Raw genomic sequence first — 26,487 nt, 5'->3', positions numbered from 1 at the left:
CCCTGGAGATTCCCCCGATGAAGAAAGCCCTGCTGATCACCGCCCTGCTGGCCGCCGCTGCCGGCGCCGCCCAGGCCCAGAGCGCGACCTACGCGATCGACCCGACGCACACCGCCGTCATCTTTGAAGCCAAGCACTTCGGCACCAGCACCGTCCGCGGCCGCTGGGACAAGAAGGAAGGCACGATCACGCTGGACAAGGCGGCCAAGACCGGCAAGGTCGAGTTCACGCTGGACATGAACTCCATCTCCTCCGGCGTCGCCCCGTTCGACGGCCACCTGAAGAGCAAGGACTTCTTCGCCGCCGAGCAGTTCCCGACGGCCAAGTTCGTCGGCGACAAGTTCACGTTCAACGGCGACAAGGTCGCGACGGTGACCGGCGAGCTGACGCTGCGCGACAAGACCAACCCGGTCACGCTGACGGCCACCAACTTCAACTGCTACCAGAACCCCATGCTCAAGCGTGAAGTCTGCGGCGGCGACTTCGAGACCACCATCCAGCGCAGCCAGTGGGGCATCACCTACGGCGTGCCCAACATCCCCGACGCCGTGCGTCTGCTGATCCAGGTCGAAGCCGTCAAGCAGTAAGCACTGCAGGCTCCCGCCTTGCAAAGCCCGCCATCCGGCGGGCTTTTTGCTGGGCGGGCGCCATCCCGGGGCTGCCAGGCGTGAACGATTGCCGGGCGTTTCACCGCGGTGTCATGCCGCGCCGCCCGGCCTGTCGCCCGTCCCTGCAGTTCGTCCACGGCCGGGGCCGGCGCGTCGCTCCGGCACCACGCCGCCCGCAACGCTTGCGTACAGTGGCCTCCAACGACGACAGACCGCGATGACGCCCTCCTTCACCCCCAGCCCCCAGCAAAAGCTCTGGATCGAGCGCTGGCAGCGCTTGGCCACCGCGGTGGTGCGCTACTTCCACATCTACGCGGGCTGGCTGGTGGGCATCAGCTGGAAGCGCTTCGTGCTGCTGTCGCTGGCGCTGCTGATCGGTGTGAACGTGTTGAAGAACCTGCCCCCCTTCACCTGGCGCATCAGCGAGCAGGTGGAGGACCGCGACCGCGGTGCCGCGCGCCGCCAGGCCCGGCTCGAAGCGGAAGTCAAGAAGGCCGAGGAAAGGGCGCGCAAGGCGACCGACCGGGACGCCCGCAAGGACGACGGCATCCACTACGAGGTCAAGGTCGACGAGCGCGGCGTGCGCATCCAGCCGGTCCGCTCCGCGTCTGCCTCATCTTCCGCGGCCAGTGCGGCGTCCGCCGCGGAGGGTGCCGACGGCGACGGCGCCGAAGAGCATGCCGACGGCGGGCCCACCATCGCCATCGACTTCCCCAAGAGCGCCAAGCCCGAGGACATCCGCAGTGCCCTCGAACAGGCCAAGGAGCAGCTCGGCCAGCTCAAGCGCGACGCCGAGCAGGTCAAGGAGGCGCAGGACGCCGCCGCCGAGGCCCGCCAGGCGCTGCAGCAGGCCGTGGAGGAGGTCACCAACGAAGCTCCGGGGCGCCGCCGCGTGACCGTCATCCGCATGGGCGATTCGCTGGAGGACCTGGCCATCCTGTGGGTGCTGGCGTCTGCCGTCATCAAGGCCATGTACAAGGGCCGCATCCAAGCCGAGGTGAAGGCCGCGCAGGCCACGGAGAACGCGGAGGCCGAGGCGTTGAAGCGCCAGGTCGTCGAGGCCCGCATGGCCGCGATGCAGGCGCAGGTGGAGCCGCACTTCCTGTTCAACACGCTGGCGTCCATCGACCACCTGATCGAGACCGACCCGCCCCGCGCCAGCCAGATGCAGAAGAACCTCATCGCCCTGCTGCGCGCCTCCATGCCCACCATGCGCGAGGCCAACGCCAGCGGCGCCGTGCGCGACCTCAGCCGCGAGCTGGCCGTCATCAAGCCCTACCTGGAGATCCTGAAGGTGCGCATGGAAGAGCGGCTGCAGACCGAGATCGACGTGCCCGAGGGCCTGATGTCCGCCGAGTTCCCGCCCATGATGATCCAGGGCCTGGTCGAAAACGCCATCAAGCACGGGCTGGAGCCCAAGGCCGAGGGCGGCAAGCTGACGGTCAAGGCCGAGATCGTGCACGGCAAGCTGGCCGTCACCGTGGCCGACACCGGCCTCGGGTTCGGCCGCGCCGCCACCAGCGGCACCGGCGTTGGCCTGGCCAACATCCGCGAGCGCCTGCAGCTGCTGCACGGCAACCGCGCCAGCGTCACCGTCACCGAAAACCAACCCACCGGCACCGTCGTGACCATCACGGTGCCCTACCGCAGCCGCAACGAAGAAGGAGCCACCGCATGAAGACCTTGTTCAAGATCCTGTTCATCGGCGTCGCGCTGATGACCCTGTTGGCCCTGTTCGGCGGCTGGGCGCTGCTGCACCACGGCGGGCCGGATTTCCACATCACGCTGAACGACGACGAGCTGTTCCTCGGCAACGACTTCGGCGACTGGCTGGGTGCCGGCATCGGCCTGCTCGTGACCGGCATCGTCTGCCTCGTCGTCGTGCCGCTGGCGCTGCTGCTGGGCCTGGCGCTGCCGCTGCTGATCGTGGGCGGCGTGCTCGGGCTGGTGCTGTTCGGCCTGCTGGGCGTGGGTGCCGTGCTCGGCTCGCCGCTGATCCTGTTCGGCCTGCTGCTGTTTGTGGTGCTGCGCAACCGCCGCCGTTCGATGAATGCGGCCAGGACGGAGCCGGTCTGAACTAGCATCTCGGTCATGAGCAGCAATACCCGTGTGCGCGCCGTGCTGGCGGATGACGAACGACTGATGCGCGAGCAGTTGCGCAGCCGATTGACCGAGGTCTGGCCCGAGCTGGACATCGTCGCCGAGGCCAAGAACGGCCTGGAGGCGGTGGAGCTGACCCGGGAGCACAAGCCCGACCTGGTGTTCCTGGACATCCGCATGCCCGGCCTGACCGGCGTGGACGCGGCGCGCCAGATCGCCCAGCTGCCCGAGGACGACGACTGGCTGGTGCCCGAGATCGTCTTCATCACCGCCTACGACCAGTACGCGGTGGAGGCCTTCGAGCAGGGCGTGGCCGACTACGTGCTCAAGCCCGCCGAGCGCGAGCGGCTGCAGCTGACGGTGGCCCGCATCAAGAAGCGCCTGGCCCAGCGCGACGGGGCAGAGACGGTCGAGACCTCGTCGGCACCGCTGCAGCAGTTGCTGCACAAGCTCAGCGCCCAGGTCAGCGGCGCTGCCGGCAAGCCCAGCTACCTGCAGTGGATCCAGGCCACGGTGGGCCAGGCCATCCAGATGATCCCGGTGGAGGACGTGCTGTTCTTCATCAGCGACGAGAAGTACACCCGCGTGCAGACCGCCAAGGTCGAGGCGCTGATCCGCAAGCCCATCAAGGAGCTGGTGGACGAGCTGGACCCGCAGCTGTTCTGGCAGGTGCACCGCTCCACGCTGGTCAACGCGCGCGCCATCGACGGCATCACGCGCGACTTCCGCGGCCGCCAACTGGTGGGCGTGCGCGGCCTGACCGAGAAGCTCGAAGTCAGCCGCAGCTACACGCACCTCTTCAAGGGCATGTGATCCCCGGCGGCGGCGGCCTTCAGGCCCCGCCCGCCTCCTGCGCCTCGCGCTTGCGGTTCATGTCGGCCAGCGTCTTGCCCGGCTCGTCGCGGAAGGTGTCCAGCGCCTGCAGCGTCTCGATGCGGTCGACGCGGAAGCTGCGGAAGTCGCCGCGCAGTTCGCACCAGGCGGACAGCGTCCACACCGGGCCCCAGAACAGGCAGGCCAGCGGGCGCACGACGCGCTCGCTCCTCACACCGCCCAGGTCCAGGTAGCCCACCTTCAGCTTGCGCCGCGCCTCGGTCGCCTCGCGCAGCGCGGTCAGGTGCGCGCTGGTGGCCGGGTCCAGCGCCGGCAGCGGGGCGTATAGCGCCAGGCTCTCGGCCGCGGCGCGCGCGTCCAGCGGCAGCACGGCGAGGATCTTGCTCAGCGCGTTCTCGGCCTGGCGCGCCAGCGCCGCATCCAGGCGCGACTCGGCCATGCGCACGGTGGCGACCAGGGCCTGGGCTTCCTGCTTGCTGAACATCAGCGGCGGCAGGTCGAACCCGGCGCGCATGCGGTAGCCCACGCCGGCCTCGCCCTCGATGGGCACGCCCTGCTGGGCGAGTGCGGCGATGTCGCGGTAGACGGTGCGCATGGACACCTCCAGCCGCTGCGACAGGTAGTCCGCCGTCGTGAGGCGGCGCCCGCGGATGAGCTGGACGATCTGGAAGAGGCGGTCGGCGCGGCGCATGGGGCGGCATTGTGATGCGTTCGCGCAGGCGGGCACGGCCCTTGCAAAAGACTGCTGCCACTTGCCTTGCCACTCGCCAACCCGCCCGACACCGCCATGGCCCTCTACGCCTCCCATGCTCGCGGCCCCCACGGGGCCGACCTGGCCACGCTGGGCTTCGTCAGTGCGCCGTTCGCGTCTCTGGCGCCCGGCCAGCTCCATGTCGCCAGCAGCGCGCGCCCCGCCGCAGGGCGAAGCCGCCCCGCCAGCGGGCAGGCTCAGCCCATCGCCGTGCAGAGCTCGACCAGGCTGCCGTCCGGGCAGCGCACGTAGGCCACCGTCTGGCCCCAGGGCTTGGTGACGGGGGCGGCCAGCGGCCGTGCGCCGGCGGCCACGGCGCGGTCGTAGGCGGCCTGCACGTCGCTGACCGTGAAGCCCAGTTCCATGCCCAGCGGCTGCGGGCTCGCGTGGGCCTGGACATAGTCGTGCTGCACGCTGTCGCGGGCCGTCTCGTGGTCCACGAACGCCAACGTCGCGCCGCCCACACCGGTGTCGACCTCGCCATAGGCGCCGCTCTCGTGCAGGAAGCGGGTCTTGAGGCCGAAGGCGCGCTCGAAGAAGGCGAGCGATGCGCTCACGTCGGGCACGTAGACGATGGTGTAGGCGAAGTTCATGCGAGGCTTTCGTGGATTGAAAACCCGCATCCTGCCGCGGGTGGCCTGTCAGCGCATGTCAGCAGGGCCGCCACCCGACCGCGGGACCGGGGGGCGACACCGAGTGTGGGCGCCGCACGGCGGCCCTAGCATGGGGCCTTCAGTCGCACGCCCAGGGAGAGGCCCCGCCATGACGTTCCAGGATTCCATCCGCACCTGCTTCAGCAAGTACGCCGACTTCTCGGGCCGCGCCAGCCGCTCGGAGTACTGGTGGTTCTTCCTGTTCCTCGTCATCGTCTATTGCGTGGCGGCGGTGATCGGCAACGTCGCCTACTACCTGGTGGCGCTGGGCACGTTCCTGCCGTCGCTGGCCGCGGCGGTGCGCCGCCTGCGCGACAGCGGGCGCAGCGGCTGGTGGGTGCTGATCGGCCTGGTGCCCTTCGTCGGCGGCATCGTGCTGATCGTGCTGCTGGCCCAGGAGAGCAGGGACGACGTGCTGGTCGCCTGACGACGCTGAGAGGCGTCAGGCCGCCAGCACCTGCCGCACGGCCCGGTCCCACTGCGCCAGCCGCGCGCCCGCCTCGTCGCGCGACATGCGCGGCTCGAACGCCCGGTCCAGCTGCCAGATCTCGCCGACCTCGTCGGGTGACGCGTACAGCCCCGTGCCCAGGCCGGCCAGCAGCGCCGCGCCCAGCGCCGTGGTCTCGATGACCCGCGGGCGCAGCACCGGGATGCCCAGCAAGTCGGCCTGGAACTGCATCAGCAGGTCGTTGGCGCTGGCGCCGCCGTCCACGCGCAGCTCCGTCAGGCGCGCGGCCTCGCCCACGTCGGCGTTCATCGCAGCCAGCACGGCGGCGCTCTGGAAGGCGATGCTCTCCAGCGCCGCGCGGGCGATGTGCGCCTGCGTCGTGCCGCGCGTCAGGCCCAGCAGCGCGCCGCGCGCATCGGGCCGCCAGTAGGGCGCGCCCAGGCCCGCGAAGGCCGGCACGAACATCACGCCGCCGGCATCCGGCACGCTCTCGGCCAGCGCCTGCACCTCGCCGCTGCCGCCGATGGCGCGCAGCCCGTCGCGCAGCCACTGCACGACCGCACCGCCGACGAACACGCTGCCTTCCAGCGCGTACTGTGCCGTCGCGTCGATCTGCGCGGCGCGCGTCGTCACCAGGCCCTGTGTGGAGGTGCGAGCCTGCGTGCCGGTGTGCATCAGCAGGAAGCAGCCGGTGCCGTAGGTGTTCTTGGCCTGGCCCGGCGCCAGCGCGGCCTGGCCGAACAGCGCCGCCTGCTGGTCGCCCGCGATGCCGGCGATGGGCATGCCGAAGGCCTCGGCGTGGCCGAAGACGCCGGCGGACGGCCGCACCTCGGGCAGCAGTTGCGGCGGGATATCGAACGCGGCCAGCAGCTCGGCATCCCATACGCCCCGGTGGATGTCGAACAGCAGCGTGCGCGAGGCGTTGCTGACGTCGGTGGCGTGCACCCGGCCGCCCGTCAGCTGCCACAGCAGCCAGCTGTCGATGGTGCCGAACGCCAGCTCGCCGCGTGCGGCGCGGTCGCGCGCGCCGGGCACGTGGTCCAGCAGCCAGCGCAGCTTGGTGGCGGAGAAGTACGGGTCCAGCAGCAGGCCCGTGCGTTCGCGCACCAGCGGCTCCAGGCCTTGCGCCTTCAGCTGCTCGCACAGCGGCGCCGTGCGGCGGTCCTGCCAGACCAGCGCGCGGTGCAGCGGCCGGCCGGTGGCGCGGTCCCACAGCACCGTCGTCTCGCGCTGGTTGGTGATGCCGATGGCGGCCACGTTCACGGGCGCCTTCGCCCTGGCGTTCGCCAGCGCCTCGCGCGCGCAGGCGAGCTGGCCGGCCCAGATCTCCTCGGCGTCGTGCTCCACCCAGCCCGGTTGCGGGAAATGCTGCGTCAGCTCGCGCTGCGCCAGCGCGAGCAGCCGGCCCGAGCGGTCGAAGACCAGCGCGCGTGAGCTGGAGGTTCCCTGGTCCAGCGCGAGCAGTGCGTCCATGGCCTTGGTTCACTTAGAGTGGTTGCATGGACGATTTTGACGTGGTGGTGGTGGGCGGCGGCATCAACGGCGCCGGCCTGGCCCGCGACCTCGCCGGCCGCGGCTGGCGCGTGCTGCTGGCCGAACGCGACGACCTGGCCGCGCACACCTCGTCGGCGTCCACCAAGCTCGTGCATGGCGGGCTGCGCTACCTGGAGACTTGGGAGTTCTCGCTGGTTCGCAAGGCCTTGCAGGAGCGCGAGCTGCTGCTGAAGAGCGCGCCGCACCTGATCCAGCCGCTGCGCTTCGTGATGCCGCACGCGCCGCACCTGCGCCCGGCCTGGATGATCCGGCTCGGCCTGTTCCTGTACGACCACCTGGCCCGGCGCGAGCTGCTGCCCGGCTCACGGGGGCTGACGCTGACCAGCTCGGTCTACGGTGCGCCGCTGAAGCCCGAGTTCACGCGCGGCTTCGCCTACTCGGACGGCTGGGTGGATGACGCGCGGCTGGTCGTCGCGAACGCGCAGGATGCGCGCGACCGCGGCGCCGAGGTGCTGACGCGCTGCGCCGTCACCGAGGCGGTGCGTGGCGAAGCGGACTGGCAGGTGACGTTGGCGAATGGCCGCCGGCTGCGCAGCCGCGCGCTCGTCAACGCGGCCGGCCCCTGGGCCGAGCGCTTCCTGCGCGACCACGCGCGCGGCGTCGACGGCCAGGCGCTGCCGGCGCGCGGCCTGCGCCTCGTGAAGGGCAGCCACATCGTCGTGGCCCAGCGCTTCACGCACGACCATGCCTACCTGTTCCAGAACGCCGACGGCCGCATCCTCTTCGCCATTCCCTACGAGCAGCGCTTCACGCTGATCGGCACGACCGACGTGGAGCTGCCCGAGCACGAGGAACCCCCTGCGCACGCCGCCATCGACGCGGCCGAGACCGCTTACCTATGCGAGCAGGCCAGCCGCTACCTGGCCCGGCCGGTGACGCCCGCCGACGTGCTGTGGAGCTACGCCGGCGTGCGCCCGCTGCTGGACGAGGGCGGCTCGGCCTCCCGCGTCACGCGGGACTACCTGCTGGAGGCGGACGCGCGCGGCGGCGCGCCGCTGCTGAACGTCTGGGGCGGCAAGCTGACGACCTACCGCAAGCTCGCCGAGGACGGCGCGACGCAGCTCGGCGAACTGCTGGGCGACGCGCGGCAGGCATGGACGGCAAGCGCCCGCCTGCCCGGTGGCGACCTCGGCGTGCATGGCGTGGACATCGACGCCTTCGCCGCCGAGCTGCAGACCCGCCACCCGGGCCGCCCCGCCGTTCGCCGCATCGCGCGCGCCTACGGCAGCGGCGCGCGGGCACTGCTGGCCGCGCCGGCCGGCGCCGAGATCGCGCCGGGCCTGTTCGAGTCCGAACTGCGCCATCTGGTGGACCAGGAGTGGGCCTGCAGTGCCGACGACGTGCTGTGGCGGCGCAGCAAGCTGGGCCTGCACTACACCGCGGCAGAGCGCGGCGCGGTCGCGGACTGGTTGGCGAAAACCTAGAAGGCGAACACCGCGCCCAGCGTCGCCAGCCGCTCGCCCCGCACACCGAGCCGGCTGCCGAGCGAGCCGTCCACGCAGAGCTGGTCTCGGACGAGCGTGAGGCGCAGTCCCGCATGGGCCCAGCGCTGGCCGCGGTCGTCGCCGAAGACCTCGAACATCGGCTGCCAGCGGCCTTCGGCGCCCAGACCGTTGTGCTCGGCGCCGAGTGCCCACGTCATGCTGCGGCGGTGCAGCGCCTGGTCGCGCAGGTGGCCCAGGTTGCCATGCACGACCCAGTCGCGCGACAGGGGCGCCGTGGCCGCCAGCAGCAGGCTGGTGCTGCTGCGCCGCCAGCGGGCGTCGGCGTGGTGGTGGGCCAGGTTCCAGGCGATGCTGAATGCCGCCTCGCCGCCCCACCACGGCATGGCGGCCAGCCGCGTCTTGCCGCCCAGCGCCAGCTCCTGCGGCCGTGCCGCCTGCACGGCGACCTCGCTGTGCCAGCCGATGCCGCAGCCCAGCTGCGCATAGCTGCGGCGCGCGTGCTGGCCGTCGCTGCGCAAGTCGGCAGAGGCGCTTTCGAGCTCGCAGGCACGCGTCTGCATGACGGGTGCGTCCTCGGTCTGCATCGGCCGGGCCGCCTCGGCCGGGCAGGCGGCGGCGGCGAGGATCAGGGCGAGGGTGCGGCGCATGGCCGCGCAGGTTAGCCAGCCTTCATGACTTTCAGAAGGACCGGTACCCCGCATGGCCGATGATGCCGTGATGTTGTTGGGTCTTTTGTTCGCCCTCGCCGCCGGGCTGATGTGGGGGCTGGTGTTCGTGGCGCCGGTGATGCTGCCTGGCTATGCGCCCGCCCTGCTCACCGTGGGCCGCTACCTCGCCTTCGGCCTCATCGCCGTGCCGCTGGCCCTGCTGCTGGACCGCCGCGCGCTGCGCAGCCTGCAGCCCGCCGACTGGTGGGAGGCCGCGCGGCTCAGCCTGGTCGGCAACTTCCTGTACTACCTCTTCCTGTCGGCCGCCATCCAGCGCGCCGGCGCCCCGCTGCCGACCATGATCATCGGCACGCTGCCGGTCGTCATCGCCCTGTGTGCCAACCACCGCAACCGGGTGCGCGACGGCCACCTGCCGTGGGCGAAGCTGGCGCCGTCGCTGGCGCTGATCGCCGCCGGGCTGGCCCTCGTCAACCGCGACGAGCTGCTGACGCTGCAGTCGCGGGCTGGCGACCTACGGCGCTACGGCGAGGGGGCGCTGCTGGCCGTCTTCGCCGTGGCCTGCTGGACCTGGTACCCGATCCGCAACGCCGACTGGCTGCGCGCGCATGGGGATCGCAGTCCACGCGTTTGGGCCACCGCGCAGGGGCTGGTCACGCTGCCCATGGCGCTGGCGGGCGCCGCGCTGCTGGGGCTTGTGCATCTGGCCGCGCCGGGCACGCTGCTGCCGGCGGACTACGCCTTCCCGTTCGGCGAGCGGCCGCTGGCCTACCTGGGCCTGATGGCGGCCATCGGCCTGTGCTCGTCGTGGCTGGGCACGCTGTGCTGGAACGAGGCCAGCCAGCGCCTGCCCACGTCACTGTCGGGCCAGCTCATCGTCTTCGAGACGCTGGCGGCGCTGGCCTATGCGTTCGCGTGGAACGGCCGCTGGCCGCCACCGGCGACGCTGGCGGGCATTGCGCTGCTGGTGGCCGGCGTGCTGTGGGCGCTGCGCATCAAGCCGGTGAAATGAGCGCCCCTCGCCCAGTGCTGCCCCGCTGAACGCGGGCAACCCTGGTCGGTCCCCCGGGGGGACGGCGATGCGAGCCGGATCGACCGGCCCGCACAGCGCTCGACGGGCTGGCCCGGGAGCGGCCCGGCGCTCGGCCCGACCGCGAACCCGGCTCAGGCGTCGAACACCTCGATGACGCGCATGCCGTCGAAGCCGTCGGCCTCGCCGCGCTTCACATGGCCGCGCGCGTTGCTGGCGACGCGGGCGCCGTGGAGCCGGTAGTCGTGCCGGCAGTGCAGGTGGCCGTGCAGCCAGAGCTGGGCACCGGGCAGCAGGGCTTCGTCGTCGTTGCAGAAGCTGGCGGTGCCGGGCTGGCGGCCGTAGCGTGGGTCGGCGCTCTTCAGGCTGGGCGCGAAATGCGTGATGACGACGGTGGCGTCCCAGTCGCCGATGCGGGCCAGCTCCGCCGCCAGCCAGGCGCGGCTGGCCAGCGCCAGCTCGCGCACGGCGGGCGCATCGAAGGGCTGGCCATGGCGGCTGGCCTGCATGACCTTCTGGAAATAGCCGCCGGCGCGGATCGCACGGTCGCGCCCCGCAGGGCCGAAGGCGTCGAAGTCGCACCAGCGCGTGCTGCCGATGAAGCGCACGCGCCGGCCCTGCGTGTCCGTCAGCACCGCGGCCTCGTCGTCCAGCATGCGCAGGCCCAACGGCTGGACATGCGCACGCAGCGCCACGCGCGCGTCGTCCACGTCGCGGCGGTCGTACTCGTGGTTGCCGGGCACGAACAGGATGGGCACCGGCCAGCCGCGGAACAACTCGAAGCTGCGCCAGGTCGTGTCGATGTCACCGGCCAGCACCAGCACGTCGGCACCGGGCGCCGGGGTGGGTTCGTAGCTCTCGGTCTCCATGTGGAGGTCCGAGAGCAGTTGCAGCCTCAAGCCGGCGCGGGGCGGCGCCCGGCGCTGTGCGCCCGCGGCCGGTCCCGCACGTCGTCAGTTGCTGCCATGGCAGACCTTGTACTTGCGGCCCGAGCCACAGGGGCAGGGGTCGTTGCGGCCGACCTTGGGCGTGTCGCGGCGGATGGTGTCGACGCGGTAGCGCTCGGTCTCGGTCAGGTCGGCCAGGTCGGCCACCGTGACCACCAGCTCCTCGATGGCGTCGTCCAGGTCCTTCAGCGGGTGCTCGCGGTTGAGCGTGGCGACGACTTCCTTCTCCTCGGCCGTCTCGGCCGGCAGGTGGCGGTACAGCCGCGCCAGCGCGGCGGCCACGTCGTCGTTGGGCATGTCGGCCAGCTCGGGGAAGCACAGCGCCGCGTGCTGGAAGCCCGCGACCCAGGGCATCAGCGCGCGCGACAGCGGGCCGAGCGCGTCGTAGCTCTCGCGGGCCGCACGGTCTTCGTCGGAGGCGTCGTCCGGCAGCGGCTCGGGCGCGTCGGACTCGTCCACCTCGAGGATGACGGGATCGAACCAGCCGTCCTCCACCAGGCTGCGGTTCAGTGCCGCGTGGCGGCGCTCGACGAGCTGGGTCAGCTTGTCCAGCCAGCCGGCGTCCACGGCCTCGGGCAGCAGGCCGCCGTCGTAGTCGAAGATGTTGGGCAGCCACTCGTCGGGCTCGATGAGGCGGGGCTGCACGATGACGCCGCACAGGTAGCCGTCGAGCATGGAGGCGTCCAGCGGCTGCAGCGGTGCCGGCGTCGCGGCGAGGAGTTCGTCGAGTTCGGCGAACTCGGCGTCGGTGAGGTCTTGGGTGCTCATGGGCGGATTGTCGCGGCTGGGCCGCGCGGCGCAAAACGCTTATCGTGCCGGCACCATGCACGACGACCTCTTCGATTTCTGGTTCCGCGAGACGCAGCCCGCCCAGTGGTGGAAGGTCGATCCGGCCTTCGACGACCTGGTCCGCCAGCGCTTCGGGGCGCTGCACCGGCAGGCCTGCCGCGCCGAGCTGTTCGGCTGGCGCGCGACGCCCGCCGGCCGGCTCGCCGAGGTCATCGTGCTGGACCAGTTCTCCCGCAACATCCACCGCGGCACGCCGCTGGCGTTCGCCGCCGACCCGCTGTCGCTGGCGCTGGCGCAAGAGGCCGTGGCGGCGGGGGCCGACCTGGCGCTGCCCGTCGAGCAGCGCGCCTTCCTCTACATGCCCTACATGCACAGCGAGTCCGCGGTCATCCACGCGGTCGGCGAGCCGCTGATGCGCGAGCGCGCGCCGGCCCAGACGCACGCGTTCGAGTTGAAGCACCGGGCCATCGTCGACCGCTTCGGCCGCTACCCGCACCGCAACGCCATCCTGGGCCGCGCGTCGACGCCCGAGGAGGCGGAATTCCTGCAGCAGCCCGGCTCCAGCTTCTGAGGCCTGGCCCGCCGCCGTGCTCAAATCGCGGGTCGTTGGAACCGATTCCAGCGTCCATGACAGCCAGCCCACTGGCGAGGAAGAGGCAAGCATGCGGTGCAAGACGATGGCGATGCAGGTGATGGCGGGCAGCGTGCTGGCCGCTGGATTGGCGGCGCCGGCCAGCGCGGCCGACGCAGCAGCCCCCGATTTCGGCCCCCACGTGCATGTGCTGGACCCGGCCACGCCCGGCATCCAGCAGCGCATCGACGACATCTACGCGGCCCAGCAGCCCAACCACTTCGGCCCGCGCCGCGACGCCATCCTGCTCAAGCCGGGCACCTACCAGAACCTGCGCATCCCGGTGGGCTTCTACACGCAGGTGCTGGGGCTGGGCGCGCGGCCGGGCGACGTGCACGTCATCGGCGACCTGCGCTCCACCGCCTTCCTGGACGGCGACAACGCGACGCAGAACTTCTGGCGCGGCGCCGAGAACTTCGCCGTGACGCCCACGCTGGGCATCGGCGACAACACCATGCAGTGGGCCGTGTCGCAGGCCGTCCCGCTGCGGCGCATGCATGTGCGCGGCAACATCCGCCTGAACCAGCACAACGGCTGGGCCAGCGGCGGCTGGTTCTCGGACGTGCGGGTGGACGGCCAGGTCAACTCCGCCACGCAGCAGCAGTGGATCTCGCGCAACAGCCAGTGGGGCCGTTGGGTGGGCTCGAACTGGAACATGGTGTTCGTCGGCGTGCACGGCGCACCGGCGGGCGAGTTTCCGACGCCGGGCCGGCGCTACACGAAGGTCGACAAGACGCCGCTGGTGCGCGAGAAGCCCTATCTCTTCGTCGATGCGGCCGGCCGCTACGCCGTGCGCGTGCCGGCGCTGCGGCGCGACAGCGCGGGCGTGTCCTGGGCCGGTGCCAAGGCGGCGCCCGGCCGCACGCTGCCCATCGGCCGCTTCCACATCGCCCGGCCGGGCGACACGGCGGCGGCCCTGAACGCGCAGCTTGCCGCCGGCAGGCACCTGCTGTTCACACCGGGCGAATACCTGCTGACCGAGACGCTGCAGGTGAACCGCGCCGGCACGGTGGTGCTGGGCATCGGCTTTCCGACGCTGCGCTCGGACAACGGCCAGCCGCTCGTGAAGACGGCGGACGTGGACGGGCTGACGGTCGCCGGCCTGTTCCTCGATGCCGGCCAGGCCGACTCCGGCGTGCTGATGGAGGTGGCACCCGAGGGCGCCAAGCGCCGCCACAGGGCGGACCCCACCGTGCTGCACGACCTGTTCTTCCGCGTCGGCGGCGCGGCCGCGGGGCAGGTGACGACGGCGCTGCGCATCAATGCACACGACACGCTGGTGGACCACACCTGGATCTGGCGCGCCGACCATGGCGAGGGCGTCGGCTGGACAAGCAACCCGTCTGCCCACGGCCTGTGGGTCAGCGGCGAGGACGTGACCATCTACGGCCTGTTCGTCGAGCACTTCCAGAAGGAACAGGTCGTCTGGCAGGGCAACGGCGGGCGGGTGTACTTCTACCAGTCCGAGATCCCGTACGACCCGCCGACGCAGCCGCAGTGGCGCAGCGCCACGGGCCGGGGCTTTGCGGCGTACAAGGTGGCGGATTCGGTGACCCGACACGAGGCCTGGGGCCTGGGCGTGTACAGCGTGTTCCTGAAGCCGGACGTCGTGCTGGACCGTGCCATCGAGGTGCCTGACCCAAGCAAGGCGCCCGGCGTGCGCTTGCATCACATGATCACCGTGTGCCTGGCGGACAAGGGCAGCATCGAGCGCGTCATCAACGACGCGGGCGAGCCGGCACGCTGCCAGGGTGGCAGCAACACGGCGACGCTCAAGGACTACCCGTGAGGCCCCATCTGTCGGCGCCGTCTGACAGCGGCTTGCGTCTTTGCTCACCGTTACAAATGCAGCGGCGCCCTTAGCCTGACGGCCTCACCAACAAGGAGAACACCCATGGGTGCCACCAAGATCATCGCCATCCTGCTGCTCGTGGCGGGTGCCGCCGCCCTCGCGTTCGGCGGCTTCAGCTACACCAAGGACAAGACCGTCGTGAAGCTGGGCTCGCTGGAGGTCTCGGCCAAGGAGAAGGAACAGGTCAACGTGCCCGTGTGGCTGGGCGTGGGCGCCATCGCCATCGGCGGGCTGCTGCTGGTGTTCGGCACGCGCCGCTGAGCGTCGCGGCTCGCATGAGAAACGGGCGCCGCGGGCGCCCGTTTTCAAGTGCGGTGGACGTGGGTCAGCCCGCTTCTTTGGCGAGGCGCTCCTCGATGCGCGCCTTGACGGCCGGCAGCGCGGCCGGCAGGCCCTGGGCGAGCTGCGTGAACAGCGCGTCGTGCAGCTTCATCTCGGCCTGCCATTCGGCGGCGTCGATGCGGGTGACGGTGTCGAACTGCTGCTGCGAGAAGTCCAGGCCGTCCCAGTTCAGGTCGGTGTAGCCCGGTGTCACCCCGAACACGTGTTCGCTGCCGCCGCCGTGGCCTTCCAGCCGGTCCAGCATCCACTTCAGCACGCGCATGTTCTCGCCATAGCCGGGCCAGACGAACTTGCCATCGGCGCCCTTGCGGAACCAGTTGACGCAGTAGATGGCGGGCAGCTTGGCGCCGGAGGCTTCCAGCCTGGCGCCCAGGTCCAGCCAGTGCCGGAAGTAGTCGGCCATGTTGTAGCCCATGAAGGGCAGCATCGCGAACGGGTCGCGGCGCACGACGCCCTGCTGGCCGGCCGCGGCGGCGGTCGTTTCCGAGCCCATGGTCGCGGCCATGTAGACGCCCTCGGTCCAGTCGCGCGCCTCGGTCACCAGCGGCACGGTGGTGGAGCGGCGGCCACCGAAGATGAAGGCGTCGATGGCGACACCGGCCGGGTTGTCCCAGTTCTCGTCCAGCGCCGGGTTGTTGGTGGCGGCGACGGTGAAGCGGGCGTTGGGGTGGGCGGCCTTGGCGCCCGTGGCCTTGGCGATCTCGGGCGTCCAGTCCTTGCCTTGCCAGTCGATGGCGTGGGCCGGCGGCGTGTCGGTCATGCCCTCCCACCACACGTCGCCGTCGTCCGTCAGCGCCACGTTCGTGAAGATCACGTCGCGGGCCAGGCTGGCCATGCAGTTGGGATTGGTGTGCGAGTTGGTGCCCGGCGCCACACCGAAGTAGCCCGCCTCGGGGTTGATGGCATAAAGCCGGCCGTCGGCGCCCGGCTTGATCCAGGCGATGTCGTCGCCGATGGTGGTGATCTTCCAGCCGGCGAAGGCGGCTGGCGGGATCAGCATCGCGAAGTTGGTCTTGCCGCAGGCACTCGGGAAGGCAGCGGCGACGTGGTACTTCCTGCCCTGGGGGTTCTCCACGCCCAGCACCAGCATGTGTTCGGCCAGCCAGCCCTGGTCACGCCCCATGGTGGAAGCGATGCGCAGCGCGAAGCACTTCTTGCCCAGCAGCGCGTTGCCGCCGTAGCCCGAGCCATAGCTCCAGATCTCGCGCGTCTCGGGGTAGTGGACGATGTACTTGGTGGGGTTGCAGGGCCAGCTCACGTCGGTCTGGCCCTCGGCCAGCGGTGCGCCCACGGTGTGCACGCAGGGCACGAAGTCGCCGTCGGTGCCCAGCAGCTCGATGACCGCGCGGCCCATGCGTGTCATCGTGCGCATGTTGACGGCCACGTACGGGCTGTCGCTCAGCTCCACGCCGATGTGGGCGATGGGGCTGCCCAGCGGGCCCATGCTGAACGGCACGACGTAAAGCGTGCGCCCGCGCATGCAGCCCTTGAAGAGGGCCTGCTCGCCGGTCTGCAGCAGGTCGCGCATGTCGGCCGGGGCCATCCAGTTGTTGGTCGGGCCGGCGTCTTCCTTGTTCGCCGAGCAGATGAAGGTGCGGTCTTCCACGCGGGCCACGTCGCTGGGGTCGGAGTTGGCCAGATAGCTGCCGGGGCGCAGCTCGGGGTTCAGTTTCTTGAAGGTGCCGGCGGCGACCAGCTGGTCGCACAGGCGTCGGTACTCCTCCTCGCTGCCGTCGCACCAGTAGACGTCGGCAGCTTCGGTCAGCGCCGCGATCTCGGCCACCCAGGCGATCAGCCGGGCGTGCTTCACATAGGCAGGCAGGCTCAGCCGCAATCCCTGCATGGCGGGTTGGTTCATCGTGAAAGCTCCAATCATGGGAATGTGTTTGGGGCAGCCGGCTGAGCTGGCCCAAGCACACCGAACCTGGCGAGCGCGGGGAGGTGGATTGTCGAATCCAATGTAATCACGCCGTAACCACCGGGATCGGTGGGGTCATGCAAAACCGGAATAAACCCATGCGGCGGCGGGTCCCGTGCGCTGGCGACGGGACGGAAGCACCAGCGTTCGTGAGAAGCGACATGAAATTGCTGGTAACTTGGCCGTTGTCGAAGTTCGTTGAATCTTGAACTTTGTTCACTCATTTCTGAACTTTCTGAGTGGAAGCAGTCCCTACAGCACGCACCTGCTGACAGTACGACCCGCGTGCTCGAATCGGGGAGACGCTCAGAAACCAGGTGAGGCTTGAAGGCTCCCACGCATAGGCGGGCGCTGTTTGATGTCTAGCGGACCACCGCTATCTCGCTTGGCCGTATCCGGGCATCCCCTTGAAGGGCGGCAAATGCTGCTGCGGCGACAATACAAGCTGCAGGCTATCGGCAAAGACCGAGCCAGGGAGGTTAGATGTACGTCCAGAAGGACACGCTTGACGGCCTCTTGCGGGACGTCTTCCAAGTGCTACTTACCGACGAAAAGATCGTCACCGCTTCACGTGGAGATTTCAGCGAGGTCTTTGGATGGGGTCTGCATTTGACCAACCCGCTTGCCCGCGTTAGCAGGACGGAGTCCAAGGGCAAGATCTACAGCGCACTGGGCGAGTTCCTTTGGTATCTATCCAAAGATAGCCGGCTCGACTTCATCAACTACTACGTTCCCGGTCCACGATTCCCGGACGAATCCGACGACGGCGTGACGGTACGCAGCGGGTATGGCGATCGCCTTCAGGCGTGGCGTGGACTCAACCAACTGCAGAACGTCATCCAGTTGCTTGAGAAGGACCGTACTTCGCGGCGCGCCGTAATTCAGCTCTTCGACGCCACCGACATCACAGAACGCTTCAAGTCGATCCCATGCACGTGCACCTTGCAGTTCTTGGTGCGAGACGGTCGCCTGCACATGTTCGTTGCCATGCGGTCGAACGACGCTTTCCTGGGCCTACCGCACGACATCTTTTCCTTCACCATGCTTCAAGAGTTCGTAGCCCGGGCCATCGGCGCCGAGCTGGGTGAGTACAAGCATTGCGCAGGCAGCCTGCATCTGTACAAGGATCACTTCGAATCCGCAGCTCAGTACCTCAAGGAGGGCTGGCAAGACCCGATTCACATGCCTCCGATGCCGGCGGGCGACCCGAAAGCTGGGATTGAGTGGCTGCGCAGCATTGAGCAGTCTGTGCGCCTCAATGACGGCACAGACGTCCACGCAGCCGTTCAGGCCGCCGATGTTGACGCCTATTGGAAGGACCTGGCTAGGCTGCTGCTGTCTTACAAGGCAAGCAAGGCTGGCGACACGGACATGCTGGCCGGCCTCAAGGGCCAGCTTCATTCCGACGTTTACAAGATGTTCTTGGTGGCTCGACTGGATGCCGCTGAAAATCGCCAGAACGGCGCGGGAGCAAAGCAATGAGCAACACCAAGCTGCTCAATGAGGTTGATCGCCTCGTTGACTTGCTTCATGGGGGTCGGCCCATCGAACTCGGGGCGATTCCTTGGGCATCACCGGTTCTCGCCTTCGGGGACCCCGTCAACAGCCGTGTGGCCACGCTGGGCCTGAACCCCAGCAATCTGGAGTTCGTCGACCGTCACGGTCGCGAATTGCATGCCCCCAACCATCGCTTCGAGTCGCTGACGACGCTGAAGGCGCGCAGCTGGGGCGACGTAGCGGCACGGGGTGTCCGCAGCGTATGGGAAGCCTGCGAAAACTACTTCTACGGCAACCCCTATGACCAGTGGTTCAAGCGGCTTGAAAAGCTCCTTGTCGGTACCGGCGCCTCCTACTACACGAGCCTGGGGGTCAAGGCTTGCCATCTTGATCTGGTGCCCTTCGCGACCGCAGAGAAGTGGTCGTCGCTGTCGAACAGCGAACGGGCCCAACTCATCGAGCTCGGCACCCCATCGCTGGTGAAGACCATCATGGCGTCGGACATTCGGGTGCTCATCCTCAACGGCAGTGCCGTCGTACGAGAGTTCATCCGCATAGCAGCGCCTTGCGCTGGCTCGCAGGCAAGAAGGCCGACGGCGCGCGAGGAGGGTTGGCTAGGGCTTTGATGTGGCCGCTGGCCGTGGCGGCCATGGCGAACAGCCAAGCCACTGTTCAATGCTGGGAAGCTCATCCGCAGTTTCCTGTGTGCTGAGCCAATTTCCTGGAGCAAGTAAAAGCGAGGGGTCTGTGATGACGAGACGCCGTCCCACAGCGTGGCCAATCAGGTGTTCGCTGTACCCCGCAGCCAGTGCTTCATCCACATCCACCCGGCGCTTGTCTCGCACCCAAGCCACCAGCGAGTTCAGCGCATCGGATGGCGCCATGCGCTTTGCAAGTTCAAGCAGCATCTGTGCTCGCTCGCCGCGCTCGCCGATGTGTTCTTCAGTGCAGACGAAGTAGTCGATTCCGCTGTTTTTCAGCAGCGCCGCGCAGGCGTCGAACTTGAGCCGATGCTTGGCGACGAACTTTGCAGGCTTGACCTCGACGAAGGCTTTGCGGCGATCCTCAGTAAGCCGCAGGTCGGGGATGTGGGTTCGCTCAGCGGTACCGTCGAAATAGGTGAGCTTCGCTGCCTGATGTTCTATTCGACGCACGGTCGGCGCTAAAAGCAGATGCCGTACGGCTTCTGCTTCCAGATCAGACTCGTGGTGGATAGCCTCAGGCTGAAACCATGTGGCGTGAATGGCGCCAACGGTTCGGTGCGGAGATCGAGTGATGACGGTGCGCGCTGGCTTCATGCCGGAAAATTGGCAAAAGAAGTCCATCCCGACGAAGTCGGGTACTTGACGACAGGCGCGGCGGCGTAGAAACTTGCAGTGCTAGTGGGTTGTTTCGACAGCCCTGGAGCGCCGGCCCGTCGTGAGATTGGTCGGCGTTCTTTTTTCTACATGGCGGCCTCCTCATGTTGGTGAATGCTCACCTTTGACTCGGAGGGCTCTGGCTTTAGACCAAGCTTGACCGCGATGCGGTGAGAGTCACCGCGCCGGGCCTGACATCTGCCTGAGAGAACTTGATAGACGGCGCTCGATGAGAAGCCGTTTCTCTCAGCCCAACGTGCGACTGTTTCCCCGCGCAGGAAGAATTCTTCCTTTACGCGGTTCAAATCGGTTTCGTTGATCCGTTGCATACAGCCCATTCCTTTGGCGGGCGGACTGTACAACTATTTGCTGCTTTGACTCAAATTTATTGAATCAGCAGAAAGATGCGAATATCTTGAATGTCATTCAAAGGGTTGTGGTGCATTGAATATATCTTGCGCTATTTACTCCGCCCCACACCCCGGTAACCCTGCTCAAAAGATTATTCAAATTCGCTGAATACGTCCAGGCTTGAGGCGAGCCGCGCGCGACGCTGGAAAAGTTCAGAACTCAAAGAACGGAATCCGGCAAAGTTCGAGACTCAAGGAACACGCGGTTTAGCATCGAAGCGGTTGGCCGTTCTCTAAGTCCTTATCACGCCCCGTCGAAGCGGTCCGGCACTCAAGGAACTTCGACAGCCGTGGTGCTGGGCGACTCAAGCGGCTCCATTTGTCACGATTGCGATGTAACGCACGCGCTTCAGGTCTCTTAGTTCACGTTCGGCCTGTCCAGCCCTGAGGTGCAGCGGCGTGCGGGCGTCCAAGATGCAGGGCAACGAAAGTCTTGCCGTGCTGCGTCACCTGTCCATCGCCCTGGCCGCGCTGTCTGTCGCGTCGACGCAAGGCGCGCCCGCCGCGGACCTGACGCCGCTGGAGACGCGTTGGCTGCAGGCCATGGCGCCTGTCGTCCAGCACGCGCGCAGCGTGCTCGCGCTGCCCCTCGACCTGGTCGTGCAGCCGCAGGACGCGCCCGGTGAGGCGCCGATGGCGCTGGGGTTCGTCGACGGGCGATGCAAGCTGGTGTTGTCGGTGCGCGGCAACCCGGAAGGCCAGCGGCAGGTGGATGCCCTTGACCCAGCGTTGCGAGCTGCGGCGCTGGAGCTGATGGCCGCGCATGAGCTGGGCCATTGCCGCCGCTATCTCGACGGGGCCTGGTACAGCATGCCGGCCGGCTTCGTCGCGCCGCGGGTGCCGGACAGTCTCAGCGCGGACCTGCGCCAGGCATGGCTGGACATGCGCTCGACGCGGCGGGAGGAGGGCTACGGCGACCTCGTGGGTCTGGCGTGGACGCGCGAGCACCACCCCGAGCTGTATGCCCGGCTGCATGCCTGGCTCGTCAAGGAGCGCTCCGCCGCGCTGATCCCGGGCAGCCACCACGACACGCTGGTCTGGCTGGCGCTGACCGAGAGCCCGGCGGTACTGGAAGGCGGCTCGGTGTTCGAGGCCGCCGACCGGGTGTGGCGGCGCGGACTTCGGGACTGAACGCCCGGTTGCGCATGCTGGCTGCGGGGCGCGCGCGCCGGCGTCAGCAGCGCCAGGCCTCCTGCCATGCCGTCACGGATGTCAGCGCCTCAGCGCCCGTGCCAGCGCTTGGACGCGCGCCGCACCACCTCGGGCAGCAGCTGATGGTCCGCCTCGATGCGGCGCAGCCAGGTCGCGTCGTTGCCCGCGCCTAAGCCTGCGCCGTTGATCTCGCGGCGCAGGTACTGCAGCGCGGCTTCAGCGCGCAGGTCGCCGGCATGGGTGTCGAGCTTGGCGAGCACGGCGATCAGGTCCTCGCGCAGCACGCGGTGTTCGCCGGTCTCGGGGTCCACGAAGGTGCCGTCCAGGCCGAAGCGGCAGGCCTGGAAGCGGTTGAAGGTGTAGGGCAGGTAGTCGTCCTCGCTGAGCTTGAACGGCTTCTCGACCGTGATCCAGCGCGCCAGGCACTGGATGAAGCCGGCGATGGCCGCGGCCTTCTCGATGGTCAGCGGCGTGTCCAGCACGCGGACCTCGATGGTGCCGAATTCGGGCTTGGGGCGGATGTCCCAGTAGAAATCCTTCATCCCCGAGACGACGCCGGTGCGGGTCATCTTGGTGAAATAGGTCTGGAAGTCGGCCCAGGTCTGCACGAACGGCGCGCGGCCGGACAGCGGGAAGGCGAACACCGAGTTCAGCCGCGCCGAGTCGAAGCCGGTGTCCTCGCCCTGCACGAAGGGCGACGACGCGGCCAGTGCGATCAGGTGCGGGATGAAGCGGCTCATGCCGTGCAGCAGCACCAGCGCCTCGTCGGCGCTCGGGCAGCCGATGTGCACGTGCTGGCCGAAGATGGTGAACTGCTTGGACAGGTAGCCGTACAGCGACGACAGCTCGTGAAATCGCGGCGTCTCGAAGATGCGCTGGCGCTTCCAGTGCTGGAAGGGATGGGTGCCGCCGCCGCACAGGCTCACGTCGAGCTGCTCGGCACAGTCCACCAGCGCATCGCGGATCTGGCCCAGCTCCGACAGCACCTGGCCGAAGCCGGTGCACACGCCGGTCGACAGTTCGATCATGCTGCTGGTGATCTCGGGCGTCACGTTGCCGGGGATGCTGCGCTTTTCCATCAGGCGCAGCAGGTCGCCCGACACGGGCGCGAGGTCGTAGTCGTCGGTGTTGACGATCTGCAGTTCCAGCTCGACGCCCAGCGTCAGCGGCTGCGATTTTGAGAATGCGCCCAGGCTCATCAACGGCCCTCCTTCTTTTGGCGTCGTTGCGGCGGCGGCAGCTCACCGGCCAGGCGCAGCGCGATCTGCACCGCGATGGGCCCCGCGAGTTCCAGCACGGCGATGCTGGCCAGGATGATGGGCACCGCGCCCGCGGCCAGTTCGGGTTCGGCACGCATCAGCTCGCTGAGCATGACCAGCGCCGTGGCCGACAGCGGCGTCATCGAGATCGACAGCGCCAGGCCCTGGCGCCAGCTGGCCTTGGCCATGGGCGTGAGTGCGACGATGGCGACGGTCTTGGCGATGAAGCGCGCGGCCAGCAGCGCCAGCGCCGCGAAGCCGCCGGCCACCAGGATCTTGGGCGACCAGGCCGAGCCGACGATGACGAACAGCATCAGCACCAGCGCGCCGCCCGAGGTGCCGAAGTGGCGCGGCCACACCCAGGGCCGCTCACTCGTGTTGCGCAGCAGCAGGCCCGCCAGCAGCGGCATCAGCAGCGTGGACACGCCGATGGCGCGCGCCGCCACGATGGCGAAGGCGACCAGGCCGAACACCAGCAGCGCCGCGCTCTCGTTGCGCAGGTCCAGCCGGCGCGCGGCAAGAAAGACCGCCACCGCCAGCAACGCGGCCAGGCCGACCGTCGTCAGCATGGAGATGGACAGGCCCGCCAGCGCCTGTGACAGGCTGCGGCCATCGTCCGCCGCCCACCAGGTGCGCATCAAGGTCAGTGCGACGACGGCGTACAAGGTGTTCAGCGCCGTCAGCACCGAGGCGCGCTGGGTGACCTGACCCGCGGCGCCCAGCTCCAGCGCGACGCGGCCCGACACGGCGGCCGGCGCGGGCATCGCGATGATGGCGCAGGCGATGGCGGTCTGCCAGCCGACGTCGAACAGGCGCAGCACGGCCGCGACCGCGACTGCGCTCAGCAAGGCCTCGGCGACGCTGGTGAGCGCCAGGCCCGGGTTGCGCCTGAGCCAGCGCAGGTGCACGCGGGCGCCGATCTCGAACAGCAGCAGCCCGAGTGCCAGGTCGGTGACGACCTGCGCGGCACCGCTGAGCGGCATCGTCACGCCATGCCCGAACGCCGCCGCGACGAAGCCCGCCAATGTGTAGCCCACCACGCGCGGCAGGCGCGTCGTGGCGGCAATGAACTCGCCGACCAGCGCACCGGCCAGCAGCACGCCAACGATGAACATCAGTGCGCTGGATGGCGTGACCACCAGCCCTGCCCACAACCTGGCGCCACTGTCCAGTGCAATCATGCGTCCCCTCTCACGAATCGTTTCAGAAGCCTAGATGAGTGCCACGAACACCCCTGTAGGCCGAGGCCCCTACCGTACCTCAAGCGTGAGAATGCGCTGATGCAAGTCGTCAGCGTGAACACCGCCCGCGTCGAACACTTCGTCGCGACCTCCGGCCAGCCCCTGGACTCGGCCATCCGCAAGCGCAGCCGCGCGGGTGCCGTGGCCGTCGGGCCGCTGGGCCTGGCAGGCGACGAGCAGGCCGACCCGACCGTGCACGGCGGGCTGGCCAAGGCGGTGTACGCCTACCCGCAGGAGCACTACGCGTTCTGGTCCACGGTGCGGGGCCAGGCCCAGGTTGCCGGCGACCTGCAGCCCGGCGACCTCGGCGAGAACCTGACGATCACCGGCCTGCTGGAAAGCAAGGTCTGGCTGGGTGACGTGCTGCGCTTTGCGGATTGCGAGCTCATCGTCTCCGAGCCGCGCTACCCGTGCTTCAAGTTCACGGCGCACATGGGCTTCGGCCAGGCCGCCAAGCTGATGGTGCAGAGCGGCTACTGCGGCTTCTACCTGGCCGTGAAACGCGAGGGCACGGTCACGGCAGGCGAGGCCTTCGAGCTGCGGCCGGGCGTGCGCGAGGTGGGCGTCGTGGAACTGTTCAAGGCCCGGATGAGGAAGGCATGACGCGGCGTCGCGAACTGCTTGCCGCAGCGGCTTGGATGCCGCTCGCCGCGCATGCCGGGCCGGTGCTTCAGGTCGGCCCCCGGCGCGCCGTGAAGACGCTCGCGGCCGCGGCCCGCGAGGCCAGGGACGGCATGCTCATCGAGGTGGATGCGGGCGAGTACGTCGCCGACGTCGCCACGTGGCCGCAGCACGAGCTGACGCTGCGCGCGGTCGGCGGGCGCGTGCAGATGGTGGCGGCCGGCGCACACGCGCAGGGCAAGGCCATCTTCGTCACGCGTGGCCGGCGCCAGCGCATCGAGGGCTTCGACTTCATGGGGTGCGCGGTGCCCGACCGCAACGGCGCGGGCATCCGGCTGGAGGCGGGCTCGCTGACGCTGGTGGACTGCGGGTTCCGCGACAACGAGAACGGCCTGATGACGGCCAACGACGAAGGCATCGAGCTGGACATCGTCGACTGCGATTTCGGCACCATCCTGCCGCGCGCAGGGCTGACGCACAACCTGTACGTCGGCGCGATCAAGCGCCTGGCCGTCACCGGCAGCTACTTCCACCACGGCATGCTGGGCCATCTGCTGAAAAGCCGCGCGGCGCTCAACCACATCCTCTACAACCGCCTGAGCGACGAGATCGGCGGCCGCGCCAGCTACGAGCTGGAGTTCCCCAATGGCGGCGTCGCCGTCGTCATGGGCAACCTCATCATGCAGAGCTCGACGACGGAGAACCCGCACGTCATCTCCTTCGGCGCCGAGGGGGCGACGTGGGAGAAGCAGGCGCTCTACCTCGTCAACAACACGCTGGTGGACCAGCTGCCCAGCGGTGGCATCTGGCTGCGCGTGAAGGCCCAGCAGGCCGAGGTGGCGCTGGTGAACAACCTGTTCGTCGGCGGGCCCAGGCTGGCGGCGGACGGCTACTGGAAACGGCAGGCCAACTTCGCGGCCGACTGGGACGAGTTCGTGCGCGCCGCACGCGAGGACTTCCGCCTCAAGCCCGGCTCCGCGCTGCGCGGCAAGGCGGTGGATGCGGGCGAGGGTGGCGGCGCGCGGCTGATGCCGTCGCGCGAATACCGCCACCCGCACACGACGGTCGCGCTCAGCGGGCCGGCGCGTCAGCCCGGCGCCTTCCAGTCCTGACGGCGACCAGGCCCAGGCCGGCCAGCATCAGCGCCAGCGTCTGCGGCTCGGGCACGGCGGTCGTGAAGCCGAGCTGCTCGCTGGCCACATGCTGCAGCGCCAGCGCCGTGGCCGAATCGATGCCCAGGTCGATGGCGGCCTGCTCGGCGGCGCCCAGGCCCAGCGGGTCCAGGCCCGTGATGCTGCCGAACAGCGTCAGCGCGGACAGGTAGCTGCCGTACTTGCTGGCATGCGTGCGGTCCAGCCACCACAGGTTGAGCTGGCCGGTCGCGCCTTCGACGAAGGTGCCGTCGGCGCCATAGAAGCCGCTGCCCTGCGCCAGGCCCTGGTTGACGGCAAGCTGGAACGCATCGCCCACCGGCACGACGCCGGCGAAGCCCGGGTTGGTCGTGGCGCGGTTGTAGAACGAGTTGTGCAGGTCGGCCGTCATCTCGGCCAGCGTGTTGTAGTACAGCGTCGCGTTGCCGCCGGCGCTGCTGGTGTCGACGATGGGCCGGCCGTCGGCGCTGGTGATGTCGGGCGTCGTGATCTTGTGCGCCTCGACCATGTCGGGCCGCGCCCAGCTCTGCTCCAGATAGACCTTGGTGTTGGCGCTGGCGTTGGGGTTGGCGGCGATGTTGCGCGTCGTGTTGCAACTGCCCTGCGACAGGCCCGTGGCCATGCAGGCGGCGAGGCTGCCGTACAGCTGTGTCTCGGTGTAGGTCTGCGCGGCGCCGTTGTGGATGAACTTCTCGAACTGGTTGGCGTAGGCGTTGAAGGCCGCCAGGTTGGCGTTCTTGCCGCGGCCGGCCGGCAGCGCAGCGTCGCTCTGCTCCTGCAGCACGACGGCGTCCCACTTCTGCGTGGCGACGTTCTCGCGCAGCTTCCAGTCCGAGTTGGCCGTGTCCAGGAACTGGCCGCGCAGCGAAGCGGCGTTGCGCGTGGACAGCGACACGTCGTAGTTCAGGCCGGCCTCGTCGGTCATCTTCTTGAAGATGCCCGGCACGCCGCCCCACGGGTGCGGCTCGAAGCTGCCCTGGCCCGGCGTGCCGATGGGATAGCTGTTGGTGCCGCTCGGGTTGATGGCGTTGAAGCCGGCCGTCAGGTCGTGCACGGCGGCGGCGTTGTAGCTCATCACCGGGTCGACGCGGCCGAAGGTGTAGCTGTTGCCGACAAACAGGATCTTGATGGGGTCGGCCGCGAGGGCCGGACCGGCGAGCGTGGCCAGCGAGGTCGCCAGGGCCAGCGCGAGAAGGCGCTTGTGCATGGGGTGTCTCCGTTGTTTTGGGAA

27 protein-coding genes are annotated in these 26,487 nt (G+C 69.1%); 15 read left to right on the top strand and 12 right to left on the bottom strand.

Features of this window, described 5'->3' with window-relative positions:
* Positions 1–17 precede the first annotated feature (17 nt).
* The 4 genes from ACO07H_RS01470 (at position 18) to ACO07H_RS01455 (ending at position 3,521) form a co-directional block, all read left to right on the top strand.
* Entirely contained in the window at positions 18–587 is a 570-nt protein-coding gene (locus ACO07H_RS01470) for a YceI family protein (RefSeq protein WP_422010378.1), read from the top strand.
* Positions 588–825: 238 nt separating this feature from the next.
* On the top strand, positions 826–2,286 hold the full coding sequence (locus ACO07H_RS01465; protein ID WP_422010376.1) for a histidine kinase: 1,461 nt from the start codon (positions 826–828) through the stop codon (positions 2,284–2,286).
* Positions 2,283–2,684, top strand: a complete 402-nt coding sequence (locus ACO07H_RS01460) for a hypothetical protein (RefSeq protein ID WP_422010374.1) — start codon at positions 2,283–2,285, stop codon at positions 2,682–2,684. The genes ACO07H_RS01465 and ACO07H_RS01460 overlap by 4 nt, the downstream gene beginning before the upstream one ends.
* Before the next feature lie 15 nt (positions 2,685–2,699).
* Positions 2,700–3,521, top strand: a complete 822-nt coding sequence (locus ACO07H_RS01455) for a LytR/AlgR family response regulator transcription factor (RefSeq protein WP_422010372.1) — start codon at positions 2,700–2,702, stop codon at positions 3,519–3,521.
* A 19-nt stretch (positions 3,522–3,540) separates the two neighbouring features.
* On the opposite strand, the gene ACO07H_RS01450 is transcribed toward ACO07H_RS01455, so the two are convergent.
* Positions 3,541–4,233 carry a helix-turn-helix transcriptional regulator gene (locus ACO07H_RS01450; protein ID WP_422010370.1) on the bottom strand — a complete coding sequence of 231 codons (693 nt, stop codon included), beginning with the start codon at positions 4,231–4,233 and terminating at the stop codon, positions 3,541–3,543.
* 257 nt (positions 4,234–4,490) lie between these two features.
* Entirely contained in the window at positions 4,491–4,886 is a 396-nt protein-coding gene (locus ACO07H_RS01445) for a VOC family protein (RefSeq protein WP_422010368.1), read from the bottom strand.
* A gap of 169 nt (positions 4,887–5,055) precedes the next feature.
* Between ACO07H_RS01445 and ACO07H_RS01440 the strand changes: the two genes are divergently transcribed.
* Complete coding sequence (locus ACO07H_RS01440) at positions 5,056–5,373, top strand: DUF805 domain-containing protein (protein ID WP_422010366.1); 318 nt, start codon at positions 5,056–5,058, stop codon at positions 5,371–5,373.
* Between the two features lie 15 nt (positions 5,374–5,388).
* Here the strand turns inward: ACO07H_RS01440 and glpK are convergent, their stop codons facing one another.
* Positions 5,389–6,867: a glycerol kinase GlpK gene (glpK, locus tag ACO07H_RS01435; RefSeq protein WP_422010364.1), complete on the bottom strand. Its 1,479-nt coding sequence runs from the start codon at positions 6,865–6,867 to the stop codon at positions 5,389–5,391.
* 26 nt (positions 6,868–6,893) lie between these two features.
* Here glpK and glpD point away from each other — a divergent pair, with 26 nt between their 5' ends.
* On the top strand, positions 6,894–8,372 hold the full coding sequence (gene glpD, locus ACO07H_RS01430) for a glycerol-3-phosphate dehydrogenase (RefSeq protein WP_422010362.1): 1,479 nt from the start codon (positions 6,894–6,896) through the stop codon (positions 8,370–8,372).
* On the opposite strand, the gene ACO07H_RS01425 is transcribed toward glpD, so the two are convergent.
* Positions 8,369–9,040 (bottom strand): hypothetical protein, encoded by a 672-nt coding sequence (locus ACO07H_RS01425; protein WP_422010360.1) that lies wholly within the window; start codon positions 9,038–9,040, stop codon positions 8,369–8,371. The two genes, glpD and ACO07H_RS01425, sit on opposite strands and share 4 nt — an antisense overlap.
* A 70-nt stretch (positions 9,041–9,110) precedes the next feature.
* Between ACO07H_RS01425 and ACO07H_RS01420 the strand changes: the two genes are divergently transcribed.
* Positions 9,111–10,070: a DMT family transporter gene (locus tag ACO07H_RS01420; protein WP_422010358.1), complete on the top strand. Its 960-nt coding sequence runs from the start codon at positions 9,111–9,113 to the stop codon at positions 10,068–10,070.
* A gap of 152 nt (positions 10,071–10,222) precedes the next feature.
* Here the strand turns inward: ACO07H_RS01420 and ACO07H_RS01415 are convergent, their stop codons facing one another.
* Together ACO07H_RS01415 and ACO07H_RS01410 are read right to left on the bottom strand one after the other, a co-directional pair.
* On the bottom strand, positions 10,223–10,957 hold the full coding sequence (locus tag ACO07H_RS01415) for a metallophosphoesterase (protein WP_422010356.1): 735 nt from the start codon (positions 10,955–10,957) through the stop codon (positions 10,223–10,225).
* Positions 10,958–11,041: 84 nt separating this feature from the next.
* Positions 11,042–11,803 (bottom strand): UPF0149 family protein, encoded by a 762-nt coding sequence (locus ACO07H_RS01410; protein ID WP_422010354.1) that lies wholly within the window; start codon positions 11,801–11,803, stop codon positions 11,042–11,044.
* Positions 11,804–11,858: 55 nt separating this feature from the next.
* Between ACO07H_RS01410 and ACO07H_RS01405 the strand changes: the two genes are divergently transcribed.
* From ACO07H_RS01405 to ACO07H_RS01395, 3 genes are all read left to right on the top strand, one after another.
* Complete coding sequence (locus ACO07H_RS01405; RefSeq protein ID WP_422010352.1) at positions 11,859–12,395, top strand: DUF924 family protein; 537 nt, start codon at positions 11,859–11,861, stop codon at positions 12,393–12,395.
* 91 nt (positions 12,396–12,486) lie between these two features.
* On the top strand, positions 12,487–14,244 hold the full coding sequence (locus ACO07H_RS01400; RefSeq protein WP_422010350.1) for a hypothetical protein: 1,758 nt from the start codon (positions 12,487–12,489) through the stop codon (positions 14,242–14,244).
* 105 nt (positions 14,245–14,349) lie between these two features.
* Positions 14,350–14,568: a hypothetical protein gene (locus ACO07H_RS01395; protein ID WP_422010348.1), complete on the top strand. Its 219-nt coding sequence runs from the start codon at positions 14,350–14,352 to the stop codon at positions 14,566–14,568.
* Positions 14,569–14,632: 64 nt separating this feature from the next.
* Here the strand turns inward: ACO07H_RS01395 and ACO07H_RS01390 are convergent, their stop codons facing one another.
* On the bottom strand, positions 14,633–16,507 hold the full coding sequence (locus ACO07H_RS01390; RefSeq protein ID WP_422010346.1) for a phosphoenolpyruvate carboxykinase (GTP): 1,875 nt from the start codon (positions 16,505–16,507) through the stop codon (positions 14,633–14,635).
* A gap of 543 nt (positions 16,508–17,050) precedes the next feature.
* On the opposite strand from ACO07H_RS01390, the gene ACO07H_RS01385 reads away from it, so the two are divergent.
* Together ACO07H_RS01385 and ACO07H_RS01380 are read left to right on the top strand one after the other, a co-directional pair.
* Complete coding sequence (locus ACO07H_RS01385; RefSeq protein WP_422010344.1) at positions 17,051–18,049, top strand: thymidylate synthase; 999 nt, start codon at positions 17,051–17,053, stop codon at positions 18,047–18,049.
* Positions 18,046–18,690, top strand: a complete 645-nt coding sequence (locus ACO07H_RS01380; RefSeq protein ID WP_422010342.1) for a hypothetical protein — start codon at positions 18,046–18,048, stop codon at positions 18,688–18,690. Before ACO07H_RS01385 ends, ACO07H_RS01380 begins: the two co-directional genes overlap by 4 nt.
* On the opposite strand, the gene ACO07H_RS01375 is transcribed toward ACO07H_RS01380, so the two are convergent.
* Together ACO07H_RS01375 and ACO07H_RS01370 are read right to left on the bottom strand one after the other, a co-directional pair.
* Positions 18,679–19,389 carry a Tn7 transposase TnsA N-terminal domain-containing protein gene (locus tag ACO07H_RS01375; protein ID WP_422010340.1) on the bottom strand — a complete coding sequence of 237 codons (711 nt, stop codon included), beginning with the start codon at positions 19,387–19,389 and terminating at the stop codon, positions 18,679–18,681. The two genes, ACO07H_RS01380 and ACO07H_RS01375, sit on opposite strands and share 12 nt — an antisense overlap.
* A 119-nt stretch (positions 19,390–19,508) precedes the next feature.
* Positions 19,509–19,751: a DNA-binding protein gene (locus ACO07H_RS01370; protein WP_422010338.1), complete on the bottom strand. Its 243-nt coding sequence runs from the start codon at positions 19,749–19,751 to the stop codon at positions 19,509–19,511.
* 480 nt (positions 19,752–20,231) lie between these two features.
* Here ACO07H_RS01370 and ACO07H_RS01365 point away from each other — a divergent pair, with 480 nt between their 5' ends.
* A complete protein-coding gene (locus tag ACO07H_RS01365) occupies positions 20,232–20,963 on the top strand; it encodes a hypothetical protein (protein WP_422010336.1) in 732 nt (243 codons plus the stop codon).
* An 89-nt stretch (positions 20,964–21,052) separates the two neighbouring features.
* Here the strand turns inward: ACO07H_RS01365 and ACO07H_RS01360 are convergent, their stop codons facing one another.
* On the bottom strand, positions 21,053–22,183 hold the full coding sequence (locus tag ACO07H_RS01360) for a YbdK family carboxylate-amine ligase (RefSeq protein WP_422010334.1): 1,131 nt from the start codon (positions 22,181–22,183) through the stop codon (positions 21,053–21,055).
* Complete coding sequence (locus ACO07H_RS01355; protein WP_422010332.1) at positions 22,183–23,424, bottom strand: cation:proton antiporter; 1,242 nt, start codon at positions 23,422–23,424, stop codon at positions 22,183–22,185. Before ACO07H_RS01355 ends, ACO07H_RS01360 begins: the two co-directional genes overlap by 1 nt.
* Before the next feature lie 99 nt (positions 23,425–23,523).
* Between ACO07H_RS01355 and ACO07H_RS01350 the strand changes: the two genes are divergently transcribed.
* Positions 23,524–24,087 (top strand): MOSC domain-containing protein, encoded by a 564-nt coding sequence (locus tag ACO07H_RS01350; RefSeq protein ID WP_422010330.1) that lies wholly within the window; start codon positions 23,524–23,526, stop codon positions 24,085–24,087.
* Entirely contained in the window at positions 24,084–25,217 is a 1,134-nt protein-coding gene (locus tag ACO07H_RS01345) for a hypothetical protein (RefSeq protein ID WP_422010328.1), read from the top strand. The genes ACO07H_RS01350 and ACO07H_RS01345 overlap by 4 nt, the downstream gene beginning before the upstream one ends.
* Here ACO07H_RS01345 and ACO07H_RS01340 read toward each other — a convergent pair.
* On the bottom strand, positions 25,177–26,463 hold the full coding sequence (locus tag ACO07H_RS01340) for a PEP-CTERM sorting domain-containing protein (RefSeq protein ID WP_422010326.1): 1,287 nt from the start codon (positions 26,461–26,463) through the stop codon (positions 25,177–25,179). The two genes, ACO07H_RS01345 and ACO07H_RS01340, sit on opposite strands and share 41 nt — an antisense overlap.
* Positions 26,464–26,487 lie beyond the last annotated feature (24 nt).

The sequence above is a fragment of the Roseateles sp. genome, from assembly GCF_965229315.1.
In the GTDB taxonomy this organism is placed as follows: domain Bacteria; phylum Pseudomonadota; class Gammaproteobacteria; order Burkholderiales; family Burkholderiaceae_C; genus Pelomonas.
This window is presented reverse-complemented; position numbering and strand designations above follow the sequence as displayed.